General features: G+C 67.9%; 20 protein-coding genes. 8 read left to right on the forward strand and 12 right to left on the reverse strand.

From position 1 onward, the window contains the following. The first annotated feature begins 1 nt into the window (after position 1). From tmk to mazG, 5 genes are all read left to right on the forward strand, one after another. A complete protein-coding gene (gene tmk / locus ABL308_12480; protein ID XBQ15760.1) occupies positions 2 to 640 on the forward strand; it encodes a dTMP kinase in 639 nt (212 codons plus the stop codon). Beyond that, on the forward strand, positions 637 to 1,668 hold the full coding sequence (locus ABL308_12485) for a DNA polymerase III subunit delta' (protein ID XBQ15761.1): 1,032 nt from the start codon (positions 637 to 639) through the stop codon (positions 1,666 to 1,668). The genes tmk and ABL308_12485 overlap by 4 nt, the downstream gene beginning before the upstream one ends. Before the next feature lie 4 nt (positions 1,669 to 1,672). Beyond that, positions 1,673 to 2,458 (forward strand): TatD family hydrolase, encoded by a 786-nt coding sequence (locus tag ABL308_12490; protein XBQ15762.1) that lies wholly within the window; start codon positions 1,673 to 1,675, stop codon positions 2,456 to 2,458. A 158-nt stretch (positions 2,459 to 2,616) separates the two neighbouring features. Next, on the forward strand, positions 2,617 to 3,318 hold the full coding sequence (locus ABL308_12495; GenBank protein ID XBQ15763.1) for an MBL fold metallo-hydrolase: 702 nt from the start codon (positions 2,617 to 2,619) through the stop codon (positions 3,316 to 3,318). 128 nt (positions 3,319 to 3,446) lie between these two features. Further along, positions 3,447 to 4,229 (forward strand): nucleoside triphosphate pyrophosphohydrolase, encoded by a 783-nt coding sequence (gene mazG, locus ABL308_12500; GenBank protein XBQ17740.1) that lies wholly within the window; start codon positions 3,447 to 3,449, stop codon positions 4,227 to 4,229. A 3-nt stretch (positions 4,230 to 4,232) separates the two neighbouring features. On the opposite strand, the gene hflX is transcribed toward mazG, so the two are convergent. From hflX to dusB, 9 genes are all read right to left on the reverse strand, one after another. After that, positions 4,233 to 5,570 (reverse strand): GTPase HflX, encoded by a 1,338-nt coding sequence (gene hflX / locus ABL308_12505; protein XBQ15764.1) that lies wholly within the window; start codon positions 5,568 to 5,570, stop codon positions 4,233 to 4,235. Further along, positions 5,567 to 5,824, reverse strand: a complete 258-nt coding sequence (gene hfq / locus ABL308_12510) for an RNA chaperone Hfq (GenBank protein XBQ15765.1) — start codon at positions 5,822 to 5,824, stop codon at positions 5,567 to 5,569. Before hfq ends, hflX begins: the two co-directional genes overlap by 4 nt. Positions 5,825 to 5,923: 99 nt before the next feature. Then, positions 5,924 to 7,318, reverse strand: a complete 1,395-nt coding sequence (locus ABL308_12515; GenBank protein ID XBQ15766.1) for a potassium transporter TrkG — start codon at positions 7,316 to 7,318, stop codon at positions 5,924 to 5,926. A 3-nt stretch (positions 7,319 to 7,321) separates the two neighbouring features. Continuing rightward, positions 7,322 to 8,695 (reverse strand): Trk system potassium transporter TrkA, encoded by a 1,374-nt coding sequence (trkA, locus tag ABL308_12520; protein XBQ15767.1) that lies wholly within the window; start codon positions 8,693 to 8,695, stop codon positions 7,322 to 7,324. A gap of 22 nt (positions 8,696 to 8,717) precedes the next feature. Next, a complete protein-coding gene (locus ABL308_12525; protein ID XBQ15768.1) occupies positions 8,718 to 10,124 on the reverse strand; it encodes a sigma-54 dependent transcriptional regulator in 1,407 nt (468 codons plus the stop codon). A 6-nt stretch (positions 10,125 to 10,130) separates the two neighbouring features. Continuing rightward, the gene (locus ABL308_12530) at positions 10,131 to 12,353 is read right to left on the reverse strand and encodes a PAS domain-containing sensor histidine kinase (protein XBQ15769.1); all 2,223 of its coding nucleotides are present in this window, start codon (positions 12,351 to 12,353) and stop codon (positions 10,131 to 10,133) included. 68 nt (positions 12,354 to 12,421) lie between these two features. Next, positions 12,422 to 13,696 (reverse strand): response regulator, encoded by a 1,275-nt coding sequence (locus ABL308_12535; protein XBQ15770.1) that lies wholly within the window; start codon positions 13,694 to 13,696, stop codon positions 12,422 to 12,424. Then, positions 13,696 to 14,718, reverse strand: a complete 1,023-nt coding sequence (locus ABL308_12540; GenBank protein XBQ15771.1) for an ATP-binding protein — start codon at positions 14,716 to 14,718, stop codon at positions 13,696 to 13,698. The genes ABL308_12535 and ABL308_12540 overlap by 1 nt, the downstream gene beginning before the upstream one ends. Next, positions 14,715 to 15,737, reverse strand: coding sequence for a tRNA dihydrouridine synthase DusB (gene dusB, locus ABL308_12545; GenBank protein ID XBQ15772.1), 1,023 nt, complete (start codon positions 15,735 to 15,737; stop codon positions 14,715 to 14,717). Before dusB ends, ABL308_12540 begins: the two co-directional genes overlap by 4 nt. A 56-nt stretch (positions 15,738 to 15,793) precedes the next feature. Here dusB and ABL308_12550 point away from each other — a divergent pair, with 56 nt between their 5' ends. Both ABL308_12550 and ABL308_12555 read left to right on the forward strand, forming a co-directional pair. Continuing rightward, positions 15,794 to 16,951 carry a bifunctional 2-C-methyl-D-erythritol 4-phosphate cytidylyltransferase/2-C-methyl-D-erythritol 2,4-cyclodiphosphate synthase gene (locus ABL308_12550; protein XBQ15773.1) on the forward strand — a complete coding sequence of 386 codons (1,158 nt, stop codon included), beginning with the start codon at positions 15,794 to 15,796 and terminating at the stop codon, positions 16,949 to 16,951. Beyond that, the gene (locus tag ABL308_12555) at positions 16,948 to 17,433 is read left to right on the forward strand and encodes a CinA family protein (GenBank protein ID XBQ15774.1); all 486 of its coding nucleotides are present in this window, start codon (positions 16,948 to 16,950) and stop codon (positions 17,431 to 17,433) included. The genes ABL308_12550 and ABL308_12555 overlap by 4 nt, the downstream gene beginning before the upstream one ends. Here ABL308_12555 and ABL308_12560 read toward each other — a convergent pair. Next, on the reverse strand, positions 17,405 to 17,926 hold the full coding sequence (locus tag ABL308_12560) for a YetF domain-containing protein (protein ID XBQ15775.1): 522 nt from the start codon (positions 17,924 to 17,926) through the stop codon (positions 17,405 to 17,407). The two genes, ABL308_12555 and ABL308_12560, sit on opposite strands and share 29 nt — an antisense overlap. A gap of 70 nt (positions 17,927 to 17,996) precedes the next feature. On the opposite strand from ABL308_12560, the gene ABL308_12565 reads away from it, so the two are divergent. After that, positions 17,997 to 18,377: a DUF2065 domain-containing protein gene (locus tag ABL308_12565; protein ID XBQ15776.1), complete on the forward strand. Its 381-nt coding sequence runs from the start codon at positions 17,997 to 17,999 to the stop codon at positions 18,375 to 18,377. A gap of 60 nt (positions 18,378 to 18,437) precedes the next feature. Here ABL308_12565 and rpsI read toward each other — a convergent pair whose 3' ends face one another. Further along, positions 18,438 to 18,941, reverse strand: a complete 504-nt coding sequence (gene rpsI, locus ABL308_12570) for a 30S ribosomal protein S9 (GenBank protein ID XBQ15777.1) — start codon at positions 18,939 to 18,941, stop codon at positions 18,438 to 18,440. Positions 18,942 to 18,943: 2 nt separating this feature from the next. Beyond that, entirely contained in the window at positions 18,944 to 19,408 is a 465-nt protein-coding gene (gene rplM, locus ABL308_12575; GenBank protein XBQ15778.1) for a 50S ribosomal protein L13, read from the reverse strand. Between the last annotated feature and the right edge of the window lie 210 nt (positions 19,409 to 19,618).

Consider the following 19,618-nt stretch of genomic DNA (forward strand, 5'->3'; position numbering starts at 1 on the left):
GGTGCCGGGCAGGGGGCTTTTCATAACGCTCGAGGGCGGCGAGGGCGCGGGCAAGACCACGCTCGCCGCCGCGCTCGCCGCGCGCCTGCGTAAGGACGGCCGCGAGGTCGTCACCACCCGCGAACCCGGGGGAACCGAGAACGCCGAGGCGCTGCGCGCGCTTCTGGTGACCGGCGATCCTGGCCGGTGGTCTGCCGTCGCGGAGGCGCTCATGATGTTCGCCGCGCGCACCGACCATGTCGAAAAGCTGATCAGGCCTGCTCTGGAGCGCGGCGCCGTCGTGATCTGCGACCGTTTTACAGACTCCACGCGCGCCTATCAGGGCGCAGCGGGCGGGCTGTCGCCGGAACGGATCGGCGCGATCGAGGATGCGGCGCTGGACGGCTTCGGCCCGGATCTCACCCTCATCGTGGATCTCGATCCCGCAGTCGGGCTCGCGCGCACCGAAGGACGGCAATCCGGCGAGACCCGGTTCGAGCGCAAGCCTCAGACCTTCCATGAAAACCTGCGCAAGGCCTTTCTCGACATCGCAAAGGCGGAACCTGACCGCTGCGTCCTGCTGGACGGCGCGTCATCGCCTGAAGCTCTGGCCGATGCGGCCGAGGCGGCGATTCGCGCACGGCTGGAGACGCTGGCGTGAGCGAGATCGACATTCCTGAACCCGACCGAGAGGGCGATCTCGCCCATCCCCGGTCGGTCTATGATCTGTTCGGACACGACGCCGCCGAAGCGGCGATGGCGCGCGCGCTCGACAGCGGGCGCATGCACCACGCCTGGATGATCACCGGACCCAAGGGCGTGGGCAAGGCGACGCTCGCCTGGCGCCTGGCGCGACGGGCGCTGGGCGCGAAGCCTGTGGGCGAGGGGCTCGCCGCCGATCCGATGGATCCCGCCTGCCGCAAGCTTGAAGCGCTTTCTCATCCCGATTTCCTTTTGATTCGCAGGCCTTTCAACGAGAAAACGAAGAAGCTGCGTGCAGAGATCACGGTCGAGGAGTCGCGCCGCGCGCCGGATTTCTTTTCGCGCAGCGCCAGCGGCGGCCACTGGCGGGTCTGTCTTGTGGACGCCGCTGACGAGCTCAACATCAACGCCGCGAACGCGCTTCTGAAAACGCTCGAGGAGCCGCCGCGGCGCGGACTGCTGATCCTGGTCGTGAACACGCCGGGACGGCTTCTGCCGACGATCCGGTCGCGCTGCCGCCGGCTTTCGCTGCGCGCGCCTTCTGTAGAGGAGACCGCAAGCTGGCTCAGCGAGGCCCACCGGATCGGCGAAGACGACGCCGCCCGCGCGGCCGCGCTCGCCGCAGGCGCGCCGGGCCGGGCGCTCTCTCTAGCGGCCACTGACGCGCCAAAGCTGAAAGACGATCTCGATCAGGCGCTTTCACGGCTTCCTTCGCTCGATCGCGCCGCTGCGGCGCGGCTCGCCGCCAGCACCGCTCGCAAGGACGGCGAGGCGATGAAGGCGCTCCTGCTCGACTTCCTGACGAGCTACGCCCGCGACCGTGCCCGCAGCCTCGCGCTCGGGCAGGGCGGTCCTGAAGCGGCGGGCGGCTGGGTGAAGGCGGCCGACGAGATCGCGAGGCTGGCGAGGGAGAGCGAAACCCTCTATCTCGACCCCAAGCAAACGATCTGGGCCGCGCTCGGCCTGGTCCAGGACGCCGCCGCCTGACGCCATGCTCATCGACACCCATGTGAACATCCACGGCGAGGATTACGCCGACGATCTGGACGCCGTGCTCGACAGGGCGCGCGCAGCCGGGGTGAGCCCGATGATCGCGATCTGCTGCCGGCTTTCCGATTTTGCGGCGGTCTCTGCGATCGCAGAGGCCCATGACGACGTCTGGTGCACGATCGGCGCGCACCCCCATCACGCCAAGGACCGGCCGGACATCACCGCCGACGAGCTGATCGAGATCGCGCGTCATCCCAAGGTCGTCGCGATCGGGGAGACCGGTCTGGACTTTCATTACGGGTACAGCCCGGCCGAGGCGCAGTTCGCCTCGCTTCGCGCGCATATCGAAGCGGCGCGCCGCACGGGGCTCCCCATCATTCTTCACTGCCGTGAAGCGGATCAGGAGATGGCTGGTCTCCTGGAAGAGGAGATGGGGAAGGGGGCGTACCGCCCGCTTCTGCATTGCTATACCGGAGGCGCGGAGCTGGCTCGCCGCGCAGCCGCGCTCGGCGCGTATTTCTCCGCCTCCGGCATCATCACGTTCAAGAAGGCCGAAGACGTCCGGGACGTGTTCCGCGACGTCGTGCCCGGCGACCGGGTGATCGTCGAGACCGATTGCCCGTATCTCGCGCCCGTGCCGCATCGCGGTCAGCGCAACGAACCCGCGTTCCTGCCGCATGTCGCCGCCAAGCTCGGCGAGCTCAAAGGCTGGACCGAGGACGAAACGGCTCAAAACACGACGCGCGCCGCGCTCTCGCTGTTTAATCGGATCGCGGCGGGGCGGTGAGTTCGAGCGCCGTCATACGCGCGACCATACTGGGCTGCGGCTCGTCCGGCGGCGTGCCGCGGATCGACGGCGACTGGGGCGCCTGTGACCCTGACGAACCGAAAAACCACCGTAGCCGCTGTAGCTTGCTTCTGGAACGTGCGGCGTCGCTCGAAGATATGAACGCCGGCCAATCGACCCGGGTCCTGATCGATACGAGCCCCGATCTCAGGTATCAGATGCTGGCCGCCGGCGCGCCGGCTCTGCACGGAATTGCGTATACCCACACGCACGCCGACCAGGCGCACGGCATCGACGATGTCCGCGCGCTCGTCTATCGCCGCCGCGAGCGGTTCTTCGCGGCGATGAGCCCGGCGACGGCCCGGACGCTGAAATCGCGCTTCGGGTATATCTTTGAAACGCCGAAAGGCTCGGGCTATCCGCCGCTTCTGATCGCCGAAGAGCTCGGCTCAGGCGAAACCGCCGAGTTCGACGGGCCGGGCGGCCGGCTGGGCGTCACGCTGTTTGATGTGGAGCATGGCGGCGCGCCGTGCTCTGGCGTGCGCTGCGGGCCGATCGTGTATACGCCGGACGTGAACGGGCTGGATGGGGCGGCCTGGCGCGAGATCGAGGGCTGCGGGCTCTGGATCGTGGATGCGCTACGCGAACGACCGCATCCCAGCCACGCCCATCTCGGCATGGCGCTCGACTGGCTGAAGCGCGCCGCGCCGCAGCTCGGCGTGCTCACAAATCTCCATGTCGATCTCGACTACCGCACGCTCGCCGAAACGCTGCCTGAGGGCGTCCGTCCGGCCTATGACGGGCTCTCGGTGACGGTGCGCGCCGAATCCGGAGAGATTGTCGCGGCGGACCCGATCTAGGCCACGCGCAGTTTCTCATAATATATCTTATGCGATAAATGGAGGCCGCTATGGCCGAGCCCTCTTCGTCCCGATCCCGCCTTTCGCAGCGCGATCTAGCGCGCGCCGAAGACCCGTCCGCGCACCCGATGACCCGGCTTCTGGCGATCATGGCGCGGCTGCGTGATCCGAACGGCGGCTGCCCGTGGGATGTCGAGCAGGATTTTGCGACGATCGCACCCTACACGATCGAGGAAGCCTACGAGGTCGCCGATGCGATCCGGCGCGGCGACATGGCAGAGCTGAAGGTCGAGCTCGGCGACCTGCTCTTCCAGGTCGTCTTTCATGCGCAGATGGCTGAGGAAGAAGGACACTTCGCCTTCGAAGACGTCGCCGAAGCCATCGCCGAGAAGATGGTGCGCCGCCACCCGCATGTTTTCGGCGCGGCTGAAGAGCGCACCGCGGAAAGCCAGACCGTCGCCTGGGAAGCGCAGAAAGCCGCAGAGCGCGCCGAAAAGGCCGATAGCGACCCGTCCGTGCTGGCCGACGTTCCCCTCGCCTTGCCCGCCCTGATGCGCGCCGAGAAGCTGATGAAGCGCGCCGCGCGGGTCGGCTTCGACTGGCCGGACATTCCCAGCGTGTTCGAGAAGGTGGATGAGGAACTCGCCGAGTTGCGCGAAGCGGTAGATCTCGGCGATCCCGCCCATATCCGGGAGGAAGTCGGCGATCTTCTGTCCACAGTGGTCAATGTCGCCCGCAAGCTGGGCGTCGACCCCGAAGTCGCGCTGCGCGACGCGAACGCGAAATTCGAGCGCCGGTTTCGCGAAGTCGAACAACGCCTTGAGGCTAAAGGTTCGAGCGTGGACGTGGCTGATCTCAAGGCCATGGAGGTCGAGTGGAACGCGGCCAAGGCCGCAGAGCGCAAGGGCTGAGCCCTACTCCGCCACCGCACGCTCTTCGGCGACTTCCAGGCCGGGGAATTTGCGCCGGAACCGGCCGGCGTCAGGGCGCGTCAGGCGCGCCACAGCCCAGGTCGCGCCGGTCTCGCGATCGATGCGGTCGTCCAGCATCACGCCATGCTCGTGGATCCATGCGAGCGCGGCCGCGTCGCTCGCACCGGCCTTGACCGTGAGAACCACGTCTTCAGCCGCAAGCGCCCGGTCGACGAACGCCATGAGCTGATCGAGCCCCTCCCCGGTCTCCGCCGAGGTGAGCACTGAAACCGGTCGGCCGGGCTTGCGCGGCAGGCGCGTGCGCCAGTGCAGATCCTCGCGGGTTTCGGGGTCGAGCCGGTCGGCCTTGTTCCAGGCCTCGATGATCGTCTGGCCATGCGCCTCGCCGGCGTCCAGGGCGTCCAGGACGCCTTCGACGTCGCGCTTGCGGCCTTCATTGTCAGGATCGGCCATGTCGCGCACATGCACCAGCACGTCGGCCTCGACGACCTCTTCCAGTGTGGCGCGGAAAGCGGCGATCAGCTCGGTCGGCAGATCGGTGATGAAGCCCACCGTGTCCGAGAGCAGGATCTTGCGGCCCGAGGGGGTCCGCACTGCGCGCGTCGTAGGGTCGAGCGTGGCGAACGGCATGTCCTTGGCGAGCACTTTCGCTTCGGACAAGCGATTGAAAACGCTCGACTTACCGGCGTTTGTGTAGCCTACGAGCGCGACCGTCGGCCAGGGCGCGGCCTTGCGGCGCTTCCTGTGCAGCTCCCGGGTGCGTTTGACCTCGTCGAGCTCGCGGCGGAGCTTGGCCATCTTGTCGGCGAGAATTCGCCGGTCGGTCTCAATCTGGGTTTCGCCGGGCCCGCCCATGAAGCCCTGCCCGCCCCGCTGGCGTTCCAGGTGGGTCCAGGTGCGCACCAGGCGGGAGCGTTCATAGGTCAGACGTGCGAGTTCGACCTGCAGCCGGCCTTCGCGGGTCTGCGCCCTGCGGCCGAAGATTTCGAGAATCAGCCCGGTGCGGTCGACGACCTTCACGTTCAGCGCTTTTTCGAGATTGCGCTGCTGGACCGGGGTGAGCGCGGTGTCGACGATCAGGACCGAGACGCCGAGTTCGGCGCAGCGCTCCTTGAGCTGCTCGACCTTGCCGGAGCCGAAATAGGCGCCGGGGTCGAGCTTGCGGACCGGTTCGACCCGGGCTTCGACAGGAACGAGATCGAGCGCTTCGGCAAGGCCCGCAGCTTCTTCGAGGCGCGCCTCGGCGCGCTCGGGATCGGTGTCCCACCCCTGGGGATGGACGACGAGCGCGGTTTCGGCGGCGGGCCGGCGGTCGATCAATCCTCGCTCTCTCCGTCATCTTCGTCGCGCTCGAACAGCTGGACGGGCTGGCTCGGCATGATCGTGGAAATGGCGTGCTTGTATACGAGCTGGATCTGGCCTTCGCGGCGCAGAAGGACGCAGAAATTGTCAAACCAGGTGACCACGCCCTGCAGCTTCACGCCGTTCACCAGGAAGATCGTGAGCGGGGTCTTGCCCTTGCGGACCGCGTTCAGGAACACGTCCTGCAGGTTCTGTTTCTTATCGTTGGACATCGGTCTTCTTTGTTCTCGTTTCGCCGGACCGGACGGCCCGCCTGAACAGGTAAACAGCCTCGCGACGCGCCGCAACAGGCAACTCCGCCGCAGCGCCGCTCAGTCGCGCGCGAAGATCACGTAGACGGCCGCGGCGGCAGCCAGCACTTCGAGCCGGCCTGCGACCATCAGCAACGCGCAGGCGGCCAGCGAAGGTCCTGACAGCAGCGCGTAATCCACACCGCCGAGCGGGCCGGCGTTCGCAAGGCTCGCCGCCGCCGCGCGCCAGGCGTCGGAAAACTCCGCCCCGCCGAGCCCGATCGCCACGGCCCCGAAGCCGAGCGCGACGGGAAAGGCGATGGCGTAGACCCAGACCCCGGCGAGCGCGTCGTCGCTGACCGAACGGCCAGCAAAGCGTGTTCTCACCGCTGCGGACGGATGGGAGAGCAGCGAGAGCTCGCCGGCCGCCCGCCGCGCCAGAAGCAGGACCCGCGGCATCTTGATCCCGCCTGAAGTCGAGATCGGCGATCCGCCGACCATCGCCAGCAGCACCAGTGCGGCGATCGGAACCGGCGCCGCGGCCGAGGCGTCGAAGCCCGCCGTGGTCACCGCGAACAGCGCATCGAGCACGGCCGGACCCAGCTGCTCAGGGCCAGCCGTGAAAAGCGCCGCGATCCCGCACGCGCCGGCCACAGCCCCCATGGCGCGCAGCTCGCCCGTGCCGCGATGAGCCCTGAACCGCGATAGGAGTTCGTACTGCACGGCGAAATTCCAGGCTCCGGCCAGACACAGCGCGGCCAGTACGAGCACCGCCGGCGCCGGGATCGCCTCGAGCAGCGGAACCGAGAACGGCGTGAACCCCGCCGTCGCCACGCCCGACAGCGCCAGGCACACCGCTGCGAATGCTGGCGTCCCGCTCAGCATCAGGGCGAGCCACCCAACCGCCGTGGCGAGCGCGTAGACCAGCCCGAGGCGCCGGATCGCCCGACCGAAATTGGTGAACAGGTCGGCCCGCTCGACGGTCAGGAGGCTGGTGCGTCTGAGGCCCACCCCTCGCCTGTCTAGCGCGGCGAAAACGGTCGCGGCGAGCACGAGGCTCACCAGGCCGCCGAGCCAGGCGAGCCAGCATCGCCAGAGGATGATCGAGGCGGGCGCATCTTCCGCGGCGAGGACGACGGCGCCGGTCGTGGTCAGCGCGGAATAGGCTTCAAACAGCCCGGTGACGGAACCGCCCGTGGCCATGATGAAAGGCGGACTCGCGAAGAGGGGCGCGACGAGCCAGCCGTAGAAGGCGAGCCTCAGCGCAGCCGCTGCGCCTGCGGGCCGGTTGAGGCTCGCGGTGCCCGCCAATGTCGCGCCGCCGACGAAGATTCCGGCCGCAGCGGTGACGAAAAACCCGCGCATGACCGCCTCCTCGCCCTCCGCCGCGGCGAAAAGCGCAAACGGCGCGGCGCTCGCCCCCAGGGCCAGAAGGCCCCAGGCGAGCGCGCGGAACATGCGGGGCGACAGGCGCACGGGTCAGAAATACTGCAGGCTGACGCGGAACATCTGCTCGACCTTCGGCACCGCCGCCTTGAGCGCGAAGAACACCACCCGGTCGTTCTCCTCGATGGTCGCCGCGTCACGCGCGAAGAAAACCTTGTCGCCGCGCACCATGGCGGCGATCGCCACGCCTTCAGGAAGATCAAGACCGTTCAAAGGCTTGCCGACCAGCGGCGACGTTGCGAGCGCGACCCCTTCGAGCGCCTCGGCCTGACCGCCGGCGAGCGTCTGCAGCCCGGTGATCCGGCCCCGGCGGATGTGCTGCAGGATGGTGGAGACCGTCACGGCCCGCGGATCGATAAGCACGTCGACATCGAGCGCGGATTTGACCGGATAGAAGGCCTGATCGTTGACGAGGCAAAGCGAGCGCAGGGCCCCTTCCCGCTTGGCCATCACCGCGGAGAGCAGGTTCACCTTGTCGTCGTTGGTCAGACAAAGGGCCAGCTCGCAGTCCTCGACCCCGGCCTCGCGAAGCACCTCGCGATCAAGACCGTCGCCATGCAGGACCACCGTGCGGCGCAGCGAATCCGCCGCGCGCTCGGCCTGCTCCTTGTCACGCTCGATGAGCCGGACCCGCACGCCGCCGACCCGTTCGAGCGCCTTTGCGACATAGAGCCCGATATTGCCTGCGCCGACGATGACGATACGGCGTGCGCGCTGAACCGAACGGCCGAATACGTCGAGCGCACGCTTCACATGGCTCGCGGAGAGCCCGACATAAACGTCGTCGCCTGGCATGAGCGGGTCGGAGCCTTCGGGGATGAACAGCGTCTTGTCGCGATGAACCCCGACAATGTCGAAGCCGAGATCCGGAAAAAGTTCAAGGATCTGATCGCGGGAACTTCCAGCGACGGGCGAGCTTTCGTCCACTGAAAGCCCCAGCACCTGGACCCGCGAGTTCGCGAACGGCGCTGTTGCGAAAGCGCCCGGCGTTTCGAGCCGCTGCAGGATCGAACGGCTGACCTCGAGTTCCGGCGAGATCGTCACGTCGATCGGCAGCGCGCCCTGGCTGAACAGGTCGCCCCACCGCTTGTCGAGATAGCTCTGCGCCCTCACCCGCGCGATCCGCGTCGGGGTCTCGAACAGCGAATGGGCCACCTGGCAGGCGACCATGTTCGTCTCGTCGGAATAGGTCACCGCCACGAGCAGATCGGCGTCGCGCACGCCGGCGCGCTCAAGCACGTCAGGATGCGAGCCGTGACCGACCACGCCGCGCACGTCGAGATCGGTCGTCACCTTGTCGATGAGCTCGCGCGACCAGTCCACCACGGTCACCGCGTTGCCTTCGGCGGCGAGTTCGCGCGCGATCCCGTAGCCGACCCGGCCGGCGCCGCAAACGACTGCTTTCATGAGACGCCTTCGTGGAGCTTGGTCAGGAGGCTTTTTCCGCGTCCGCCTCGTCAGGCCGCGACGAGCCGTTCACGCCCAGCGTCTTGAGCTTTCTGTGGAGCGCTGAGCGTTCCATGCCGATGAAGCTGGCCGTACGCGAGATATTGCCCCCGAAACGGTTGATCTGGGCCCTGAGGTATTCGCGCTCGAACTTCTCACGCGCATCCCTTAGCGGCAAGGCGATCATGCGCTCGGCGTCGAAGCCGCCGGATTCCTCGCGACCGCGCCCTGCGACCTCGCCGGGCAGGCTGTCGAGCGTCACCGGCTCGTCGGGCTCGCCCGAGGCCAGGATCAGCAGCCGTTCGACGTTGTTTCTGAGCTGGCGGACATTGCCTGGCCAGTCATGGGCCTGAAGCGCAGCCATGGCGTCCTCGCCGATGCGCCGGCGCGGCAGACCGCTCATCGCCGTCAGCCGCTCGATGAAATGATCGACGAGGTCGGGAATGTCGTCGCGGCGTTCGGCCAGAGACGGCACGTCGATCGGCACCACGGCGAGGCGGTGATAGAGATCCTCGCGAAACCGGCCCTGGGCGATCAGCCCGCGCAGATCGCGCGCGCTCGACGACAGGACGCGGACATTCACCTCGACGTCGGCGCCGCCGCCGACGCGCCGGAAGCGCTGCTCGACCAGCATGCGCAGAAGCTTGCCCTGGGTGGCGAGCGGCATGTCGCCGACCTCGTCCAGGAACAGCGTGCCGCCATGGGCCTGTTCGAGCAGGCCGACACGTTCCACCGCGCCCTCGCGCTCGACGCCGAAGAGCTCCTCTTCCACCCGGTCGGGATCCATCGTCGCCGCGCCGACAGGCACGAACGCGCCGTCCTTGCGCAGCGAGCCGCCATGGATCATCCGCGCTATAAGCTCCTTGCCGCAGCCCGGCGGGCCGGAGATCAGCACGCGCGAATTGGTCGGCGCGACCCGGTCCACGGTCTGGCGCAGCAGAACGGCGGCCGGCGACTGGCCGACGAGTTCGCCGTGGATTTCGGTCTTGGCGCGAAGCTCGGCGTTTTCCCGGCGCAGGCGGCTGGTTTCCAGCGCGCGCTCGATGGTGACGATGAGCTTGTCGGACTTGAACGGCTTTTCGATGAAGTCGTACGCGCCCTTGCGAATGGCCGCGACGGCCGTCTCGATCGTGCCGTGACCGGAAATCACGACGACCGGAAGGGCCGGATCGGCCTTCTTCACTTCTTCGAGCAATTCGATGCCGTCCAGCCGGCTGCCTTGCAGCCAGACGTCGAGCACCGCAAGCGCCGGTTTTCTTTGCCGGATTGCGGCGAGCGCGGAGTCCGCGTCTCCGGCGTAGCGGGCTTCGAAGCCCTCGTCTTCGAGAAGGCCGCCGATGAGGTCGCGAATGTCCGCCTCGTCATCGACGATGAGGATGTCCTGGGCCATCTTGGGTCACGCCTCCGCTCGCGCCGGCGCTTCCAGCGCGCCTGGGTCGGGTTCAAGCAAGGGAAAGGCCAGTCTGACGACCGCGCCGGTCTGACCCTCTGGCGGGTCGTCCAGCTCAAGCCTTCCCCCATGGTCCTCCATGACGCGGCGCACGATGGCCAGGCCCAGCCCCGTGCCTTTCTCGCGCGTGGTCATGTAAGGTTCGGTCAGGCGCGCCTTGTCGGCGGTGGGCCAGCCCAGCCCGTCGTCGCGCGCTTCGATCACCCCGAAACCGTTGTCGCGATAGACCCGGACCGAGATCGATCCTTGCGTCTTCGCGCCGTCCTGCTCCATGCGGGCAGACACGCTTTCGGCGGCGTTTTTCAGAATGTTGGCGAGCGCCTGGCTCGCAAGCCGGCTGTCGCACTCCACAGTGACCGGCGCCTCGGGCATGGCGAACGGCAACTTGATCGCGGGGCTCGCCACTCGCTGGGCGAAAACCGCCCCACCCGCGATCTCGTTGAGATCGACCCGCTCCATTTTCGGCGCGGGCATCCGGGCGAAGGCGGAGAACTCGTCGACCATCCTGCCGATATCGCTGACCTGGCGCACGATGGTGTCAACGCACTTGTCGAAGGTTTCGAGACCGGCCTCCTCGACCTGGTCGCGGTAACGGCGGCGCAAGCGCTCGGCGCTCAGCTGGATCGGCGTGAGCGGGTTCTTGATCTCATGGGCGATCCGGCGGGCGACGTCGCGCCATGCGGCGTTACGCTGTGCGGCGACCAGGCGCGTGACGTCGTCAAAGGTGATGACGAGCCCGCCCTCCTCGTCGTGACCGGCCCGGACGTTGAGGTGCACGACAGCGCCGTCTTCGGCGGCGACGTCGATCTGACGCTCGGCGATCTCCTCGGGGCGGCGCAGCACGTCCTGAACGACCGTCTCGAACACCGGAGCGGCCGTCTCCAGCGGCTCGCCGACGAGATCTTCGGGCTCGCAGCCCAGCAACTGGGCGGCGGAGCGGTTCACCAGCATGATCCGGCCGCTGGGCTCGAGACCGATGACCCCCGCGCTGACGCCGGTCAGGACGGCCTCGATGAAGGCGCGGCGGCGTTCGGATTCTTCGCTTGCTGCGATCAGCTCGCCGCGCTGGCTCGACAACTGCCGGGTCATCCGGTTGAAGGCCCGGCCGAGCGCAGCGATCTCGTCGTCGTCCCGCGCGACGTCCACCCGGGCGTCGAGATCGCCTCTGCGCACACGCTCGGCGGCGGAGACCAGGCGGCTCACCGGATCGACGACCCGCCGGGCAGAAGACAGCGCCAGCCAGACTGCGCCGACGAAGATCAATGCTGATGCGAGCGCGTAGACGAGGAAGAAGCCTCCGCGCATCTGCGCTTCGCGCGCTTCGGCCTCGCGGAAGGAGTTCGTCATCTCCTCCTGGGCGCTCAGAAGCGAGAAATCGACGTACCAGAGCGTATAGAGATAAAGGTTTTCGGTGTTCGGCAGCCGGACGAGCATGCGGACGTAATCGGGCCCGTTTTCCCGCACCTGCGGGTCTGAGGTGCCGATATCACCCTCGTTTGCAATGTCGAACATCGACTGAGAGGGGGCGACATAGGCCGGCGCGTCGGCGGCCGGTTCCGCCCGGGCGAGCACGGCGGCCTGATCGTTGACGATGTAAAGCGCCGGAAACCCGCGCAGCCGCGCCTGCTCGACGAGATAGCGCCTGTAGAGGATGCGATTGTCGCGCATTCCGCGGAGCGCATCGGGGAAGGACAGGTCTCGCGACAGCCCGTTGAGCTGGATCTGCGCGCTGCGCATGGCGACCTGAGGCCATTCGCGGGCGAGGTCGGCGGACTGTTCGACCACGGAATTGACGTGCTGGCCGAACCAGAACTCGATGCCCCGGCCCAGCACGAGCGCCTGAAACCCCGCCATTAGGAGCGCCGGAACCACGGCGGCGACGGCGAACAGGGTCATGAAGCGGAGCTGGAGCCGCGGGACGGGCTCGCCGAGCTTTCGGGCCCTGAGGTTCTGCGTCGCCTTGATGCCGACCAGCACTCCGAGCCCGAGCGTGACCACCGCCACGAAGGCCAATGCGGCGGCGAACACCGCACCGCCGGGGCCGAAGGTCCCCTCCCCGCCGACCGCCATGAGCGCCAGCGCCACAGCGCCGCCGGCCGCAGCAAAAAACGCCACGCCGAACATGGAGACGCGTTTGACCGCGCCGGGGGCGGCGGCAAGGGCTCGCACGTGGGCAGATTCCTTCAGCACGCGCCGAGTGTGATCCAACTGTGACCCGATTTCAACGACTGTGACATTCAGGGCGCATCTGCGCCGTCATCTAGTCCGAGCACGGCGATCCGCCGGGCGAAGGTGTTGCGGTTCATCCCCAGGCGCTTGGCCGCGTCCTGACGGACGCCGCCGGAGGCCTCGAGCGCAGCGCGTATGAGACCTGTTTCGAGCGCGGCCTGGGCGGTCTGGGCGATCTCTGGATCGTTTTCCGCTTCGAGCGCAGCGAACAGCCTTGCGGCTGCGTCTTCAAGCACGGTTCGCGGGTCGGCGCGGCGGGGTGCGGACATGGCCGCGGCGACATCGTCCGGCCCGATTTCGCCGCGCGCGCCTTGAACAGCGATGCGTTCAGCGACCCGTTTGATCTCGAGCACTTCGCCGGGCCAGGCCTGTGCGTCCACAAACCGCGCACCGTCAGAGCTCAGCATCGCCGCGCCCCGTGCCGCTGCGCTCAGGAAATGGCGAAACAGGAGCGAACGGTCCGCGCCCCGATGCCGGACCGGCGGACATTCGACGAGCCCGATGGCGAGCCGATCGAGAAGCGGCGCTTCGAGCCGGTCGCGAACATCCGGCCCTGCGGTGACGAGCACGCGCGGGCCGCGCTTCTCGGCTTCGAGCTGTTCGAGCACTATAGCTCCCGCCCGCACGCTCCAGGCGTCCGCCCGGCGCAGCAGCACGGCCCCCTCGCCCGCTTCGGCGAAAATCGCCGCGCCACGGTCGGCGAGCGCTTCAGGGCCGGCTTCGACCAACGGGCCTGCGCCGCCGCCCTCGGCGTGCAGCACGCGCGCCGCAGCAGCCCGGCCGGAGCCTTCCGGGCCGACGATCAGCACCGGCTCACGCCGACCGGCGAGCCGACCGAGCGTGCGGAACGCGTCCTGCATCGCCGGCGAGCGCCCGACGAGCCCGGCGTAACCATCTGATCCTGCGTGCTTCTCGGCGGAAGGCAGATTCAACGCGCGCTGCAGGATCGCGACCAGCTCATCGAGATCAAAGGGTTTGGGGAGATATTCGAAAGCCCCGCCCTTGGCGGCGTTGATCGCGGTGCCGGCGGTCGTCTGCGCGCTCATCACCACGACCGGCGCGTCGGGTCTGAGCCGGGCGACCTCGTCCAGCCGGTCGAGGAAATTTTCCCGGCCGAGCAGCACGTCTGCGACGAGCGCGTCGGCTTCGCCCGCCGCCATCTTCTCGATCGCGGTCTGCGGCGTAGCGGTCGAACGCACCTCGAATCCGGCGCGCGACAACGCCTTGGAGATCACGAGCCGCAGCGAATCGTCGTCTTCGAGCACGAGCACCCGGCCGGCCATCAGCGCGCCTCCTGAAGATAAAGCCTGAACACGGTCTCGCCGGGCCGGCTGTCGAACTCCACCCCGCCCCGGTGAAGGTCGGCGATCCGGGAGACGAGCGCCAGCCCGAGCCCCTCGCCCGCCGGCTTGCCGGTCACGAACGGATTGAAGATCGCTTCCTTCAGCCCGTCCGGAACGCCCGGACCGTCGTCGCGCACTTCGATCTCGAGCCGGGCGTCGGGCGCGGGTCCGCCAGGCCTGGACGCACGATAGCGCGTGGTCACTGAAACCCGCCCCCCTGCGTCGAGCGCTTCAGTGGCGTTGATGAGCAGGTTCAGGAGCGCCTGAAAGACCAGGTCGCGATCGGCGAAGGCGTCCGGGATGGATGGGTCGAAATGCTCCTCCCACGCGACGGCCTCTCCGCTATGGGCTGCGGCGGCCTTCACCGCGTCGCGGACGAGGGCGTGGAGGTTCACGGCTTCGAACGGCGCGGGCGCGATATCGCCGATCCGGCTCCAGCGGTCGGCGATGCGGCGGGCGCGGTCAAGCTCGCTAACGATCACGCCAGCGAGTTCGGCGGTTTCCGCGTCGCCGCTCTGAGCGATCAGCTGGGCGGCGCCGCGCGCTCCGGCGATTGGGTTCTTGAGTTCATGCGACAGCATGCGCCCGAACCCGGCCGCCGCGTTCGCCGCCGCGTCGCTTCTGGGGCTCGCGCCGGTTTCAGGCCAGCGGCGGATGGCGATACAGGCGCCCGTTCCTTCCGGGGCGGCGTCGATGGAGAGCCGGATCTGGCCGCCTTCCGCAGCAAAGGGCAGATCATGGGCGAAGACGTCGCGCGCCTCGTCCACCGCTCGGCGGGCCAGCCCCGCAGCAGCGGCTGCGATCGGCCCTGCGGCGTCCAGCTTCTGGCCGACGAGCTTGCGCCGCGACCGGCCCAGCAAGATCTCCGCGCTGGCGTTGAGGAAAGAGACCGCACCGGTCTCGTCGAGCAGGATGAGGCCGACCGAGGCCGTCTCCGCAGCGCGCGCGGCCGCGTCGGTCACGCCGCCGACCGCCGGTCGCGCCCGATGAAGGCGGTGAGCTCTGCGAGCACCTCGGCGACGGCGCTCGCCCGGCACAGCCGGCCGCGCCAAGCCTTCGCGTCGTCCGGATCAGGTTCCGCCCATTCCACAAAGCTCGCAAAATGCTTGCGCATGCAGCGCACGCCGAGCGCCTCGCCATAGAGCGTCGCGGCGTCTTCAAGCGCTTCGGCGAGGCTCGCCGCGCCCGTCTCCACGCCCGGTTCACGAAGCGCACCGCCCGAAAGCAGCGCATCGGCAACTGCGCCCGGCAGCCAGGGCCGGCCCTGGCTCGCGCGGCCGATCATCACCGCGTCCGCGCCGGAAGCTTTCAGAGCCGCGCGCGCGTCCTCGACGGTGGCGATGTCGCCATTAACGACGAGCGGGATGCTCACGGCGTCACGAACCTTCGCCACGAGCGACCAGTCCGCCCGGCCCTTGTAGAATTGCTGGCGTGTTCGCCCGTGCACGGTGACCATCTTGACCCCGGCCGCTTGGGCGCGGGCCGCCAGCTCAGGGGCGTTCAGGCAGTCATGGTCCCAGCCCAGCCGCATTTTCAGTGTCACCGGAATCGAGACGGCGTTCACCGTCGCTTCGATCAGCTCGAGCGCATGGTCGAGATCGCGCATCAGCGCCGATCCGGAAAGGCCGCGCGTCACCTGCTTGGCCGGGCAGCCCATGTTGATGTCGACGATCTCCGCGCCCGCGTCCTCAGCGAGTTTCGCGCCGATCTCCATCCATTTCGCCTCACGGCCGGCGAGCTGGACGACGTGGGGGCCGAGCGTACGATCGGCGGCCATGCGGCGCACGACGTCTTCGCGGCCCTGGGCGAGGGTTTCGCAGGCGACCATCTCACTGACCACCAGGCCTGCGCCGAAGCGATAGGCCTGCTTGCGGATCGGCCAGTCGGTCACGCCCGACATCGGCGCGAGCAGCACCGGACGGTCGACCCGGACCGGGCCGATCGTGAAGCCGTCGAGGGAAAGTTCGCGCGCCTGCGTCATCAAGGGCTTGATACCGTGTCTGGACGCCCGCTTCCAGACGCCGTAACGCTTCGCCCATGACCGAACGAACCTACAGCGCCTGCATCGTCGCCGCCGGACGCGGCGAACGCGCCGGTGGCGGCGAACCAAAGCAGTTCCGCCTGCTGGCCGGCGCGCCGGTTCTGTGTTGGAGCGCGAAGGCGTTCGACTCAGATCCCGACTGCGCAGAGATCGTTGTCGCGCACGGTCCGGGCCAGGCCGATCAGGTCTACGCCGCACTCGGCGACGTGCGGACGCCGGTCCGGCTGGTCGAGGGGGGATCGAGCCGGACCCGTTCGGTCGAAAACGCTGTGAGGGCTGCGACTTGCGGCCGCGTCTTCATCCACGACGCCGCCCGGCCCGGCCTCACGGCGCGCGTTCTTTCAGACCTCTCGACGGCGCTGGACGACGCGGACGGCGCTGCCCCCGCCCTGCCCCTCTCCGACGCCCTGGTCCGAGACGGCGCGGCGGGAATCGAAGCTGTGGACCGCAGCGGCCTGTGGCGGATGCAGACCCCGCAGGCGTTTCACACCGCGCGGCTGATCGAGGCGTTTGAAACACAGCGAGATCAGGACTTCCCCGACGAGGTCTCGCTCGCGCGCGCGGCCGGGTTCGAGGTTCGGCTCGTTCCGGGCGACGAAGCGAACTTCAAGCTGACCTGGCCGGAAGACTTCGCCCGCGCCGAGACGATGCTTGCGCCGAGCGGCCCGCAGGCCGCGATGAGCGTGACAGGGATCGGATACGACGTGCACCGGCTCGCGCCAGGTGACGGCGTGCATCTGTGCGGTGTGTTCATCGCCTGCCCGCTCCGCCTGATCGGGCATTCGGATGCGGATGCGGGCCTTCACGCGATCACCGACGCGCTGCTCGGCGCGGCGGGGCTCGGCGATATCGGCGAGCATTTCCCGCCCACCGACGACCGGTGGAAAGGCGCGGACTCAGCGATGTTTCTGCAGCATGCTGTGAAGATTGCTGCGGAAGCCCATGCTTTTCCTGTACATTGCGATGTGACGCTGATTTGCGAAAAGCCGAAGATCGGACCGCACAAGACTGCGATGAAAGTCCGGGTCGCTGCGCTGCTCGGGCTTGATTCACGCCGTGTGAACATCAAGGCGACGACGACAGAAAAACTGGGGTTCATCGGCCGTGGCGAAGGCCTGGCGGCCGAAGCGGCGGTGACGGTGAGGCTCGGATGACCCCGGAACACGCTCGCGCCCAATCGGTCCTCGTCCTGGCTAAAAACGCCGGCGTCATGCTGGCGACGGCGGAAAGCTGCACGGGCGGCCTCGTCGCGGCCGCGCTTACAGAGATCGCGGGCTCCTCGGCCGTCGTCGACCGCGGCTTCGTGACCTATTCCAACGACGCGAAGGCCGAACTGCTCGGCGTGCCGGCCGGCCTCATCGACACCCACGGCGCAGTGAGCGAGCCGGTGGCGCGCGCCATGGCCGAAGGCGCCCTCGCCCGCAGCCGGGCACAGCTCGCAGTTTCGATCACCGGCGTTGCAGGCCCAGGCGGCGGAACGGCGGAGAAGCCCGTGGGCCTGGTCTGGTTCGCGCTGGCGGAGACAGGCCTGCCCACCCAGGCCGTGCGGCGCTGCTTCGGCGATGTCGGGCGGTCGAAGGTGCGTCAGATGAGCGTCGCGACCGCACTCAGCCTCTTTGAGCGGGCTCTGTCGTAAGATCGCCGCCCTCCGGCGCGGGATCCTCGCCCTGCCCGAGCACCGTGAACGACCCGTCCGTCTCGAGCACGACGGCCGCGACGTCCTTGAGATCGCCGTAACCGGAATCGCGTGCAGCCGCCCGCACCTCCTCGTCTGTGACGCGCTCGCGCTTCATTGCGCCGCGTAAGAACCGCCCCTGATGGAAGATGAGCGCAGGGTCGGCCTTGATCAGGCTCTGGAAGCGCTCCGAGCGGGTGGCGGCGAACGTCGCCACGAACTGCAGACCGCAAAGCAGCAGGAAGGCGGCGACGCCTTCCGACACGCTGACATCTTTTGAGAGGATCACAGAGGCCAAGGTCGAGCCGAGCGCGACGGTCACCACGAGGTCGAAAGCGTTCATCTTCGACAGGGTTCGCTTGCCGGTGACACGCAAGATCGCGACCAGCGCCACATAGGCCGTCGCCCCGACGATCAGCACGCGCCAGATATCCTGCCATCCGTCAAAGAACATGGGCTGCCGAACGCCTGAGGCGGCGGGGCGTTCATCTACGGCGGAGAAAAAGCTCGCAAAGGAGCCGGAGATGGATCTGACCGGTGCAATCGCCCTCGTGATCGGCGTTTACGCCCTCGCCGCCGCGGCTGCGGTCGGCGGCAGGCCCGGGAAGCTCGAGGCGATGATGAAGGATTTTTCTGACCGGCCAGGCCTCGCCTTTTCGATCGGAGTGCTCGTCTATTTCCTCTCGGCCGCCGGACTGATCGCCCATCATGGTCTGGGGGACTGGCGCGCGGTCGTGATCACGGTGGTGCTTGCCTTGAGCGCGATCGAAGGTCTGTCGCTGATGGTGATCCCGCGGCCGTTTCTGGGCGTGGCGAGCTCGCTGCTTTCGCCCGGCCGGGCCCGCATCTGGGCGGGTTTCGCGGGGCTGCTCGGCGTGGCCCTGATCGTACTGGCCTTTCTCTAGCGGCAAACGAAAACGGGCGGCCCGAAGGACCGCCCGTTCCGCATGCGTATGCCGTAAGCCTTAGCGCTTCGAGAACTGGAAGCTGCGGCGGGCTTTCTTGCGGCCGTACTTCTTGCGCTCGACCACGCGGGAGTCGCGGGTGAGGAAGCCGGCGGCTTTCAGCACCTTGCGCAGCGTGGGCTCGTAATAGGTCAGCGCCTTGGAGATGCCGTGACGCACCGCGCCGGCCTGGCCGGACAGGCCGCCGCCGGTGACCGTGGCGACCACGTCGTACTGGTTCATACGCTCGGCGGTCTCGAACGGCTGGCTGATCACCATGCGCAGGACCGGACGGGCGAAGTAAACGTCCTGATCGCGGCCGTTGACCGTGATCTTGCCGTTGCCCGGCTTGATCCAGACGCGCGCGATAGCGTTCTTGCGCTTGCCGGTGGCGTAGGCGCGGCCGTGTTCGTCGATCTTCGGCTCGGCGACGATTTCTTCTTCGGGGGCCTCGGGAACGATCTCCGAGCCCGCGTCTTGCAGCGCGGACTTCAGGTCTTCGAGGGAACGAGCTTGCTCAGCCATTCTCAGCTCCGCGCGTTTTTCTTGTTCATGGACTTGAAGTCGACGACTTCGGGCTGCTGAGCCTCGTGAGGATGCTCAGCGCCGGCGTACACGCGCAGCTTGGAGAACTGCTGGCGGGCCAGCGGGCTTTCCTTGGGCAGCATGCGCTTGACGGCGGCTTCGAGCACGCGCTCGGGGAACTGCCCCTCGAGCACCTTGCGCGGGGTGGTTTCCTTGATGCCGCCCGGATGGCCGGTGTGCCGGTAGTAGACTTTGTCGGAGTACTTGCGGCCGGTGAACACCACCTTGTCGGCGTTGATGACCACGACGTGGTCGCCGGTGTCGACATGGGGGGTGAAGTCCGGACGGTGTTTGCCGCGGAGACGCGTGGCGATGTATGCAGCGAGACGGCCGACGACGGCGCCTTCCGCATCGATCACGACCCACTTGTTCTCGACGTCCGCGGGCTTGGCGGTAAAGGTCTTCATCGCGTCAGCCTTCGGGTTGATCCGTTGCGCGCGAAGGCCAGCCCTCCGCGCGAAGAGCGCGCTTGGTACCCGCACCCCCGTTCAGCGTCAAGCGCGTTCGAAAAAAGAAAGCAGACCAGCTGGTTAGCGATACGGTATTTAGATACCGTAGTTTTAAACCCCTCCGTATATTCAAGCATTTCGCGATCGGCTAAACAGGGTCCGAAGCGC

Origin of the sequence: Oceanicaulis sp. (assembly GCA_040112665.1) — a bacterium.
Classification (GTDB): domain Bacteria; phylum Pseudomonadota; class Alphaproteobacteria; order Caulobacterales; family Maricaulaceae; genus Oceanicaulis.